General features: G+C 60.4%; 2 protein-coding genes. Both read right to left on the reverse strand.

The window, feature by feature from the left end; all coding sequences use genetic code 11:
- Positions 1 to 1,070: hypothetical protein (locus CAPSK01_RS08035; protein WP_273703314.1), on the reverse strand; the 1,070-nt coding region annotated here is incomplete at its 3' end.
- Positions 1,067 to 2,053 (reverse strand): hypothetical protein (locus tag CAPSK01_RS08040; protein ID WP_273703315.1); only part of this gene is annotated, 987 nt, incomplete at its 5' end. The genes CAPSK01_RS08040 and CAPSK01_RS08035, both read right to left, overlap by 4 nt.

The raw sequence follows: 2,053 nt of genomic DNA on the forward strand, positions 1-2,053 counted from the left end.
GCGTCAGAGTTGAACTGCGCGTTCCTGGTCGTCATGTCCGCAATCTGAACCGAAGTGCCCACGTTGAACTGCGACACTTTGGCTACTGCCTCAGAGGCATTGGTCCGTGCCCCGTAGTACGCAGCCGCCGAGTTGATCAGCTTGACCTGAGCGTCGTAGGCCGCCTCGGTCAGTTGCACGGCTCCCGGCGTGGCGCTTGCCAGCGTCCTGCAGTAGTCCAGCGCCGCAGCCATTGCGCTTTGCCGCAGACTGAGAACCTTGTCCACCACGAAACGAAGCTGCTCGATACTGGCGATGACCAGCTTTCTTGAGGCGTCTGCAATGTCGTCCTGCGCCTTCTGTTGGAGCTGCAGGACAGCGCTGGCCAAGGCCCCTGAAGGAAGCGGAAACCGGGACGCCGCAAATCGCGCCGTGATCGAGTCCGTAGCGCGAGACAGCTCAACAGAAATCCGGTCACTGCTATCCGTCAACACCTGCGCAGCGACCGCCGAAGGAAGGCCGTGGACGTTATCAAGAGCATCCTGTAGCCAAGTCTCCGCCGACGAGTAGAGCGTGTTTTCGTTCGGGAAATACGACGTTCTGAATCCCACAAACCCGTCCACCAATTGATCCCAGAGATCCTGCTGCTCACTGGTGAAGGTCGCAATCACCGAATCCTCGGTCACGTCTGTCGGGATGGTCACGCCCGGATCGGTAGGGGTAGAGATCACCGCTGTGGTCAGGGCCGGCGTCGCTACGTTCGCCGCCTCGAACCCAGAAGTGGCCGAGGTGGAAGTGGTCAAGGCCGGCGTCGCTACATTCGCCGCCTCGAATTCCGACGTGGCCGATATGGAGTTGGTCGACGTAGGGTTGGTGAAGGCCACCGACGACGCCGAGATCTCAGGAACTGCGGCATCGTCCAGCCATCCGGTTCCACCGGAATTGGTGACGAGCCCCATTTTGTACTCGAACAGGTCGAATTTGGTATTGGCCTGGTTCCAGGCCGCGTTAATCAGCGCCGCCGGAAACTCCAGCGTGGCGCGGGCTCCGGGGGTGAAGTTCCCTGTCGGGACAGAAACGATATCCGTCATTGTTGAATCCTTCTCGTGGAGGGGCTGACGACGAATGACACTTCGGCCAGTACGAATGAGGCCCCGGTTGGATTGCTGATTGAAACGTCGAACCAGGTTGATACGAGCCCGCGGCCAATATCCACCCGTTGAGTTTTGAGTGATTCCGAGTACGAGCGCGTGTCGTAGTCGTAGGAGTCCCCTCCTTCTGGAACAAGCGTGACACGCATGGGGTCAGCGGACGAGAAGGCAAGGTAGGCATTCGGGATACGCTTTAGCTGACCATCCCCGAAAGCTAGATCCCCGAAGCCGACGACCGCGTAGACCGCACCGCCCCCGTTCGTCGCGTACAAGCCGTCTGCCTTTGTCCCGTAATGGCGAGACAAGGACGTGAACTCCCAGTCCGTGTACTGGGTAGCCGCGCCGCTTTCCAGATTCACGCACCAGCCACACGACACCACTCTGGTGTATTCCCCGTCGAACACCGTGGAAACGCCGGAGTCTGGCGAAGTGAGGGTGATGGAACCGGCCGTCAAGGGCTTCACGTTCCCTTGCGTGCCCGCGATGACTATCCCTTCCGCCCCGAACCAGCCGACTTCCGAAGCGTTTGGCAGGCTGAACGCCGTCCCTGGAACGGCGCCGTAGGGAAGAACATCCGCCACCGCCCCCTCGTCGGGAATCCAGTAGGTCTTGTCGGCGACCACGTAGATCCCGTTCTGCCCGGAAATGGCAATCGACACAGGGGCAGGAAACGGCAAGAAGCTGTCCAGCGCCAGGCAGTATCCAGGGCGATACGGCAGCCCGAGATAAACCGTATTCCCGGAAAAACTGCACAACCGGGCATTGTGAGAGAACAGCGTACCCGCTGGGAGGGGCATTTCAAACCGTCCTGTAATCTCCCTGCCCGTGGCCAGCGCAGTCGCCGTGTAGGTCGCCGAGCCCACAGCCACGGACGCCAGCAGATAGGGAACGCCGCCGTTCGTTCGAGACAGATAGACGTTGAC

Source organism: Candidatus Accumulibacter vicinus (assembly GCF_000584955.1).
Taxonomy (GTDB): domain Bacteria; phylum Pseudomonadota; class Gammaproteobacteria; order Burkholderiales; family Rhodocyclaceae; genus Accumulibacter; species Accumulibacter vicinus.